General features: G+C 38.7%; 10 protein-coding genes and 1 pseudogene. 3 read left to right on the top strand and 8 right to left on the bottom strand.

Annotation, left to right across the window (positions count from 1 at the left end):
* The first annotated feature begins 288 nt into the window (after positions 1–288).
* Both H8S17_RS16605 and H8S17_RS15140 read left to right on the top strand, forming a co-directional pair.
* Positions 289–768, top strand: a complete 480-nt coding sequence (locus H8S17_RS16605; protein WP_243238101.1) for a hypothetical protein — start codon at positions 289–291, stop codon at positions 766–768.
* A 115-nt stretch (positions 769–883) separates the two neighbouring features.
* On the top strand, positions 884–1,381 hold the full coding sequence (locus tag H8S17_RS15140; protein ID WP_186867812.1) for a hypothetical protein: 498 nt from the start codon (positions 884–886) through the stop codon (positions 1,379–1,381).
* Between the two features lie 331 nt (positions 1,382–1,712).
* On the opposite strand, the gene H8S17_RS15135 is transcribed toward H8S17_RS15140, so the two are convergent.
* The 6 genes from H8S17_RS15135 to H8S17_RS15110 all read right to left on the bottom strand — a co-directional run bounded on the left by H8S17_RS15135 (position 1,713) and on the right by H8S17_RS15110 (position 6,047).
* A complete protein-coding gene (locus tag H8S17_RS15135; RefSeq protein WP_186867811.1) occupies positions 1,713–2,198 on the bottom strand; it encodes an SMI1/KNR4 family protein in 486 nt (161 codons plus the stop codon).
* 75 nt (positions 2,199–2,273) lie between these two features.
* Positions 2,274–2,642: a DUF7674 family protein gene (locus tag H8S17_RS15130; protein WP_330595813.1), complete on the bottom strand. Its 369-nt coding sequence runs from the start codon at positions 2,640–2,642 to the stop codon at positions 2,274–2,276.
* Positions 2,643–2,762: 120 nt separating this feature from the next.
* Positions 2,763–4,535 (bottom strand): ABC transporter permease, encoded by a 1,773-nt coding sequence (locus H8S17_RS15125; protein WP_186867809.1) that lies wholly within the window; start codon positions 4,533–4,535, stop codon positions 2,763–2,765.
* A complete protein-coding gene (locus tag H8S17_RS15120) occupies positions 4,522–5,283 on the bottom strand; it encodes an ABC transporter ATP-binding protein (RefSeq protein ID WP_186867808.1) in 762 nt (253 codons plus the stop codon). Before H8S17_RS15120 ends, H8S17_RS15125 begins: the two co-directional genes overlap by 14 nt.
* A 47-nt stretch (positions 5,284–5,330) precedes the next feature.
* Positions 5,331–5,672, bottom strand: a complete 342-nt coding sequence (locus H8S17_RS15115; protein WP_055068105.1) for a hypothetical protein — start codon at positions 5,670–5,672, stop codon at positions 5,331–5,333.
* Between the two features lie 39 nt (positions 5,673–5,711).
* Positions 5,712–6,047 carry a DUF3784 domain-containing protein gene (locus tag H8S17_RS15110; RefSeq protein WP_186867807.1) on the bottom strand — a complete coding sequence of 112 codons (336 nt, stop codon included), beginning with the start codon at positions 6,045–6,047 and terminating at the stop codon, positions 5,712–5,714.
* 367 nt (positions 6,048–6,414) lie between these two features.
* Between H8S17_RS15110 and H8S17_RS15105 the strand changes: the two are divergent.
* Positions 6,415–6,653: pseudogene (locus H8S17_RS15105) on the top strand (DUF6061 family protein).
* 423 nt (positions 6,654–7,076) lie between these two features.
* Here the strand turns inward: H8S17_RS15105 and pyrB are convergent.
* Complete coding sequence (gene pyrB, locus H8S17_RS15100; protein ID WP_186867806.1) at positions 7,077–8,033, bottom strand: aspartate carbamoyltransferase; 957 nt, start codon at positions 8,031–8,033, stop codon at positions 7,077–7,079.
* Entirely contained in the window at positions 8,030–9,331 is a 1,302-nt protein-coding gene (locus H8S17_RS15095) for an adenylosuccinate synthase (RefSeq protein ID WP_186867805.1), read from the bottom strand. The genes pyrB and H8S17_RS15095 overlap by 4 nt, the downstream gene beginning before the upstream one ends.
* Positions 9,332–9,347 lie beyond the last annotated feature (16 nt).

Below are 9,347 nucleotides of genomic sequence, written 5' to 3'. Positions count from 1 at the left end.
CATTTGTGGGTGTCTCCTTTGAACGATGATTTGTCAACCGGCCAGTTAACAATCATTATTCTATGGGTGGCACTCATTTTTTGCAAACCGGTTATTTGTTACTTAACAGGAATGCTCCTTTTTATCTAAATCATCTCTCGGAATCTTTAGCCCAGTAAAATCAAGGCTTGTAGATTCCTTTTTATTAAAATCCCCCACTTTTTTGCCTAGAACTCTTGACAAATCGCTCAAAATTTGCGGCGAAGCCGATTGAATATATTTTATTTTATCGACTGGAGGGCGATTTTTATGTTACCTGTTAATTCTGGCAGTCATGCTGACTACCAAAACTTTGTTGTTACTAATCTTCGTAAATATTATCCTAATCCAAATGCTCTTGCTCGTTCCACCTGGGATGTCATTGAGCGCTTTTGGAATCTCGATTTATCTTTTACCGATACTTTTATGACTGATAAATATTCAAAATTCGGACCAGCCCCACGAACTCCTTCTTGCATGCAACGTTCTTACCTTCTTTCCATTGACTTTAAAGTTACTTCATTAACGGAGTGGGCTGCTCAGCTTAAAATGAATCCTCTTTACGCCATCCTCAGTGGATTTGAACCTGGTAATACTCCCGGTGTTGGCACTTTTTATGATTTTATAAACCGTTTGTGGAATTCTGATGATGACCATATGTCACCACATATCCATCCTTTTAAAACCAAGATTAAGAAGCCTAAAACAAAAGGCACGAAAGCTGATTCTGTGGAAAAAGCGTATCTGTAAATGCAAAGAGAATGGCATTACTGACTGCAAATGTGACCGCTACTTTTCCCAACCTGATTGTGATATCGGCTGGGATTCTTCCCGCGACTGTTATTATCATGGCTATGATCTGTACATGCTTGTTGATTCGCAAAGTGACTTACCGGTATTTCCTCATTTTTGCTGTGCTTCAAAACATGATTCACATGGATTCCTGCACGCTTTTTTCAGGATGAAATCTTTTCTTCCTGATTACACTGTTTCTAAAGTACTTTTGGATTCTGCACATGATGCCATGCCTTATTATCAATACTTCAAACGCGAGAATATAACACCATTTATCGACCTTAATGGAAAAGGTGGAAGACCTCCCATTTACAAAAACGACCTTACGATTGATAAAGATGGTGTTCCTATTTGTCCTTCTGGATATCGTACGCATCGGAATGGTATTGAAGCTGCTAAAGGCAGAATGAAATTCAAATGTCCTAAGATCAGTCACGCCGGTGGCTGTATCTCCTGTACATGCGAAAACCCTTGTTCAAATGCTAAATACGGACGTACAGTCCATCTGGATGCATGGGATTTGCCATCTGAATCAACCCTGAAAAAAATGATTTTGGATGTAGCATAATCCTGTAGATTATTATATCTCATTTTTTGAAACATAGCGACAGTTATGTTTATTTCTTGCGTTCATTTTACGTTCAAGAATAATATTTACTTTTCAAAATTCAATGCCAGAGTTTTGCTGGCATGATCACTCAAGATTCCGAGAGATCATTGTTACAATTAAATATACCTACAATTTTTTATTCGTCATTCATATAGCTGTTTTTAACAAACTTGTTGTGAAATGCTTTCTGATTGTTGCGGAACTAAAATAACACTTTTTTATGTAAAAGGCATATATGTAAATTAATAAAACGACAAATCCCGATTTTCTCAATTCTCCAAACTTGAAGTTAGTCTGCAAGTTGCTCTTTCACAAGTTGAAGAATAAACTCGCCAAAATCTTCGGCAATCGTTTCTTCTATCTGATACCCCACATCATTAAATCTGGCAACAATAACACAAGGCTCTCCAACATCATTTAACGATGAATAATCCAAGTATGCCATAATTCCATCATCAAAGTTATAGAGTGGAATCCATTTGTCAGGCAATCCATATTCTTTACGATCGTTTAAGGCATATGCAACAGAGTTGCCTTCTATTTCGCCAGAGTCATCATCTGGGTCAATTCCAAAAATCTCATTTCCAACGAAAGATAGATAACCATACTGTTCGTAAAATTCCCTGCATTGCTTTGAGAATGTTACACCTAATAATTCCTCAGACTTTTTTATTTCATCTCGGCTTTTACCCCCTACGGTAGTATAAAATTTGCATTTTGGTGCAAGCTCCATGGCTTCTTTATAATTTTGATAACTCATAATAAATATATCCATAACCTCCGATGCGTCGCTTCTCGTCATACATACAAATTGTACCATAAAACTTGTAAACAATTCTACGCCATTTTTTTATAATCTTCCCAATTCTTTATCAACTTTCATTTGGAGCAATGCAGTTTTTTCCCCCATATATTGCTTAGCCACCTTTAGAATTGCCTTATCATTTCCTAAAATTTCTAACACAGTAACAGAAAAAATATTAATCAAATGTGAATCATTCTTATTTATTATTTCTTCAAAATAATTAAACATATTGCTTAATAATTCAGCATCTTCATTCTTAGCTAATAATGTTAAAAGCTCCGGCATAAAAATATCTTCTATTACAACTGTTTCTAATACTTCTCCATATTCTTCTACACTTTCAATGTATGCATTCTTCGTTGAGGGAAAAAATTCTTGCATTTTTTCAAAAAACTCTCTTATATTTTTACGCACATTTATATTCTCCAATATCAGAATTCATTGTTCTCTATCCTCGTATACAAATCTCGAGTTGTCTCTATCTTTATCTTTTAATTATACACAGGATTTGAATCTTTTTCTACTTATCTATAATCAAAAAATCCTCTCGAAAAATCCTCTTCCTTGTATTATAAAACCGCTTTCATAAAGTTTTTCTTCTTTTTCAGAATACCTGCGTATCACTACGAATATTCCGACTGTCATAATCACTCCAAATACGATTCCTGCCAGAATTCCATTCGTCCCCATTCCATAACTCTCATTCAGATAATAAGATGGCAGGAAAGAAAGGATTGTTCCCACAACCAATGGCGGTATAAATCTTAGAAAATTCTTATAGCATAGGCACTTTACCATTTCCTTGTCTATCATTCCCAACATTCGCAAACTACAAACGACCCTGCTATTTTCTTCCTTCTCTGCCTGGATACGTGAATGAATTAACAGAAACTCAGCCATTATCATAAGCCCTATCACAAATGCCATCAAAAATAATAAAAATTGTCCTGATTTCTTTGCATCCTGGTATTTCTCCACTTTCGAAGACAATTCATAATATGTCTGCTCATCTTCATTCAACTGATTGCTTTCCTGCAGATATTCTTTTACTTCACATACTCCCGCATAAGAATCTTCCCAATTCTGAAACTGAAACAAGTTTGCGATACCAGCACTACCTGTTATATCTGCACTTAATTTTTCGAAATCAGAATCGTTGATGATCAGTGTTTTATCTGCAAAGGTCGGATTTTGATTAAACAGTATCTTTACATCTGTTCCAACAGACTGCAGCTTTCTGTCCCCGGAAATCGTTACAGTAGATACTGGCTGTATGTTATGTTCATACCCATCTTCCAGATTGTACTGAAACAAATTCAAAAACTCGCCTTCCTGAATCTGATAATCACATCCAAAATCCCGGTTTATTTCTGTCACAGGAAGGTAATTAAAAACATCATCTCTGATATAGGGAAGCTGAATGACCTGTTCTACAGTAACACCATTTTTCTCCAATATATGAAGGACATCCTGTACTGAAACCTGATTCATTCCATAGATTTCTGAGTACACCATGTCATAGGGAGAATAGCTTTTTGCATCCTGTAGAAAAGCCGGATATAAAGTCACACATACCCCCGTAAGCATAACAGATACCGCTATTATGAGAGAGGCTAAAACATACCTACATCCCCATTCTTTCTTGTGTCTGCGGACAAATAACCATTCCACCAGATGAAACCTCATGTAGTTGGGTGCAATTCTGCATAAGAACGTACCGATCTTTCCTGTTTTTTCTGCCCGATATTGTGCTTTTAGCAGGGTTCCGATTTTATCCAGCATAAGTCTCCCGGCATTCAGGATAAAGGCAACTGCCACCACTACTGTATATAAAACTGCTGTAAGCTTATATGCTTCCGGGCAAAACTGCCATTGCACTCCGTGAACATCTATTGCATAAATGATAACGGAAAAAAATAAAAATGACAGCACAGTTCCTGCCTCAAGTGCTATTGCTAATGCCAGCACGGATATGATCACATTTTCAAAAAGTAAGTTTCCAAACGCTTCCTTCCGGCTCATGCCAAGAGAAAACATCACGCCGTATTCCTGTTTTCTTGATGCCAGAAATGCCTGACACGAAACAGGAAGAAAAAAACCCAGAAACACTGCAGACAGAAAAAATGGAAGATAAATGTTATTGGATATGGATGAATTTACAATCGACGCATTCATAAACGTCCTGTTTGTGGAAATAACTGCAAAACAACAGAATAATGCCGTTGCAGATAAATTGCATAGAAAGTACAATCGATATTTGTAAAAACCAGCTTTCAGCATCTTTCGGGAAATATCAAAAAAGGTCATCTTTTCCACCTCCCAAACCGCACAGCGTTTTCCATATATCTTCTCTGAAATTATCGGCAGTGTTCTCTTTCTTTACTTCTTTTGCCAGATTCCCATCCTGTAGAAAAAGTACCCGGTCACAAAAGGACGCCGTATAAGCATCATGTGTCACAAGCAGAAAGCTGATGCCAGACCGTTGATTCATCTGTTTCATACATCGCATCACATCCCCAGCGGTCTTTCGGTCAAGGCTTCCTGTTGGCTCATCTCCAAAAATAATATCCGGTTCATTGATCAGCGCCCTGCCAATCGCAACTCTCTGTTTCTGACCTCCCGATATTTCTGTAATTCCTTTGTCAGCTAATTTTTCAATGCCGAGCACATCCGCTATTCTTGAAAAACGCTCTTGCTGGATGTCTGCTTCTTTTCGTTCAAGAATGAGTGGTAACAATATATTTTCTTTTACCGTCAAACTCTCCAAAAGCTGGAAATCCTGAAAAATCATTCCCATATGCTTTCTGCGAAAAAATGCCTTCTCTTCTTCCGTAAGCTGTGAAAACGTTTCTCCTCCTATTACGATTTCTCCATCGTCCGGTGTGTCAACCCCGGTCAGCACATGGAGCAGAGTAGTCTTTCCACTGCCGGATGGTCCCATAATAGCAACCATTTCTCCTTTCATAACTTGCAGATTCACATTCTGCAAAATCCGCATAGTTTCTCCTGCAGTTTTATAACTTTTTGAAATATGATTTGCATTTAATACATACATCGAAGTTCCTCCTGATAATAAATTTGAAATTTGATTATCAGAAGTATTTAATCATCCATCCGAACCGATAGACTGCAAAGGGTAACTCCCGGTCTGAAAGAAAACTCACCTTGTCCGAGGTCTTTAAAGCCATCATATACCCAGAGCACCATTATTTCTATTCCACCGAAACATATACACTCATAGAAATGCAAACATATACTTTCGCTTATATCGTTTTCACTATTTGACTTTTCCAAGCATTCCATCTGCTGTATGACTATACTTTCCAAATCCCCTTCTGCATAATATCCACTCCAGAGTCGGAAATTTAGCGACAAAAGTAAAATCAGCATGATGGAACTTAAAACCATAATAGCAGCAATTCTCTGTTTTTTTACTGAAATCATATGAATCAAACCCTATACTTCTGCTTTATCATCTGGAATTTATTTTAATAAATATTTTTCAAATGCTTTGTGCGTGTCAAAGTGAACCTCTTTGAAAAATAAAACGAGCCAAATACCAAAAGCCGGAATAGCCATATATGGTGTTAAAAAATAAGACAACACTGCTCCTACTAACATTATGCCAGCCCATGTAAAACACTGATTTTTTATATCACGAGAAATATGAGCTTTATCATACAATGCCTGTTCTTCTTTCGGTAATGAATTAAATCCCGAAACAAATTTAGCCGCTTTTTCTTTAAATATTGCAAATAACACTCCTATAATCACAAATAGAATAACCAAAACTCCACATAGCCAAAACCCTATATTCATAGTATATTCCTCCTTCACAAATTTCGATTGAGCTTTCACCTGTTTTAAGAGATTTAATAACTGTTATATTTTGTTATTAAATTCTCCGCAAACCCTTGAAAACACTGGATTTGTCACAGGTGAGTTTTCCCTTATTGTTTTCCTTGTGTTATATCGTCCCACCAGTGTTTACGAACTCTGATAAGGGCAAATACAAGGGCACAAGATGTCCGGTGGACATCTGCTCTGTGCCGACCGAAGCGGCAGCGGAGACCAAGAAAAATCTATAAAACAGTATAACACAAAATAAAAGTGACATGGTGAACTGATTAAAATGCTTCTAATTTTATTACAAATGATTGACAGAACGATAAGGAGATTTGATACGATGAGAACGATATTTGCAGAATACAATCCACACAGAAACAGCATTGATGTATATACCAGTGCTGGCTATATGCTCCGCATTGACTGTGGGAAGCAGAAAAGAATTTAAAAACAACACTCGGATCAGATTGTGCATTAAATGCACTTGCTATTGATAAACCACTGGAATATGCAAAATTATATCTTGATGGAACAATGCAGATATGGGTTGATGCAGAAGATTCATTAGAACTATGGTGATTTTTTCAACAGCACTAAAGTTACTTTTTTCAACATCGTTATTGAGAATAGTCATTTTACCGTGCATATATTCAATATCTTTTTATCCATTATAATGAAATCAAGGGCTGGTCTAATGCCAGCCCTACAAAAATGAAATTTGCATAGAAAATAAATTTACAATTTTTCCGATATAAACCTGTTATCAACAACTACAAAAATAATTTATATTATCGTATCTATTGATATGATACGTATTTCAAAGAGTTACCAGAAGTTTTTGAGAACTTTTTCCCTTTTTCCCATTATTACCTACATTTAAAGCATTCTGCATCAACACCTTTGTTTCTTCATCCACGCCATCTACCGTTATCTCGTAACTGTATGGATCGACAGTAAAAGTACAATCTTTCGTAATAGAAGATGTATCGACACCAGCCTGCCTTAGGATTCTCCTAATTCTAGAATTTTTTCTCCTGTCTGCGGATCTTCGATCCCGAGCAAAGATAAAATCAATGCCATTCGCATATATTTTCCGTTCTGTACCTGCTGAAAATAAGCCGCTCTGCTGTCATCATCCACATCGTAAGCAATCTCATCAACACGTGGCAGCGGATGCAGTACCGGCATATCTTCCTTTGCCAGCTGCAGTTTTTCCCGATTGAGAATATAAGTATCTTTCAGACGGATATAATCCTCTTCATTGAAAAAGCGTTCTTTCTGTACTCTCGTCATATAAAGAACATCCAGCTTGGGAAGGCTATCTTCCAGACTGGATACTTCCTCATACGGCGTATGCGTCGGCTCTAATGTTTCATCCACAAGATAATCTGGGATTCTGAGTTCTTCCGGCGAGATAAAATAGAATTTATTTCCTGTATGGCGCACCAGGCTCTTTACCAGCGAGTGCACCGTTCTTCCGAACTTCAAATCTCCGCAGAAACCGATGGTCAGATTGTCGAGTCTACCAAGTCTCTGGCGAATAGTCATCAGATCGATCAAAGTCTGTGTTGGGTGATTATGTCCGCCATCCCCGGCATTAATGACCGGGATTTTCGAATACATGGACGCACAAAGCGGTGCCCCTTCCTTCGGATGGCGCATGACAATAATATCTGCATAACAACTAACGACCCTTACCGTATCCGCAATTGTCTCCCCTTTGGAAACGCTCGATTGATCCGCCCCTGCGAATCCAATCGTCTGTCCACCAAGACTGAGCATTGCCGATTCAAAAGAAAGCCTCGTTCTGGTACTTGGCTCGTAAAAAAGTGTTGCAAGCTGTCTGCCGTCTGCTGCATGTGCATAAGCTTTTGGATTTGCAGCAATCCTCTCTGCGAAATCCAGCACTTCATACGTTTCTTCTACTGTAAAATCCAAAGGACTTATCAAATGTCTCATAACCACTCTCCTTTTGTTAAATACTGACTTCTCTCTGCACCTACGGATATGAACTGTATTTCATGCTGCAGAAGATCCTCTAACGTCTCTACATACGCTTTGGCTGCATCCGGCAGTTCATCATAGGTTACGCAACCGCTGATGTCTGTCTGCCAGCCGGGAAGCATTCTCACAATTGGTACATATTCTTCTAGATCCTCTATCGGATCAAAATCCGTCACTTCCTGATTTCCCTTTTTGTAACCTACAATCACAGGGATTTCTTTCATCATACTGAGCACATCAAGCTTAGTTAATGCAATCTTGTCCGCGTTCTGACACTTTAATCCATACCGGCTTGCAACTGCATCAAACGGTCCTACACGGCGCGGACGTCCTGTGGCAGCACCATATTCTCCGCCAAACTTGCGCAAAAGTTCCATCCAGGATTCTGGCATGGCTTTTTCTGCTGTAAATGGCCCTGCACCTACACAGGTTGAATAAGCTTTCAGTACACCAACGGCATGGTCCAGTTGCTTTCCCGGTATCCCCGCCCCTATCGGACCGTAGGCAGAAATCGTTGAAGAACTTGACGTATATGGAAAAATGCCATAATCAATATCCCGCATAGCTCCAAGCTGTGCCTCTAAAACAACACGTTTTCCTTCCTTTAATGCTTCCTCGAGATAAGCACCTGTGTCTACTATATATGGCCATAACTCTGCTGCCTGAGCTTCACACCAGGAAAGCAGTGCCGGATAGGACATCGGTTCCTGATAATAGCATCCTGCAAGCTCCAGATTCTTTGCTTCGAGCATCATTTTCAAACGATTCTGTACGGATTCCTCTTTTAAATGAAGCAGATCCCCAAGACGCAGTGTCTTCTTTCTGTATTTGTCACTGTATGCATAGGCAATGCCTCTTTTTGTGGAACCAAACGCTGCTCCTGTTTTTGCAAGACGTGTTTCTTCGAGTTCATCCTGAATTTTGTGCCAAGGCATAGAGATTGTTGCCCGTTTGGAAAGTTTTAAGTTGTTTGGTGTAACCACAACACCTTTTTCCCTGATCTGTGCAATTTCGTTTGTCAGATGTTCCAGGTCTACCACCATACCATCGCCGAGTATGCATATTACATTCTCATGCAGAATACCGGATGGCAGCAGATTTAAGACAAATTTCTGCTGTTTGGCAACCACTGTATGGCCAGCGTTATTGCCGCCCTGATAGCGGACAACAACATCTGCATTCTCCGCAAGCAGATCGATCACACGACCTTTTCCTTCGTCTCCCCAGTTAATTCCTGTTACAGCTGTAAGCATATTTTATCCTCCTTCT

Origin of the sequence: Roseburia zhanii, from assembly GCF_014287635.1 — a bacterium.
Taxonomy (GTDB): Bacteria; Bacillota; Clostridia; order Lachnospirales; family Lachnospiraceae; genus Roseburia_B; species Roseburia_B zhanii.
Note: the sequence above shows the minus strand (reverse complement) of the source record. Positions and strands in the feature narration are given on the sequence as shown.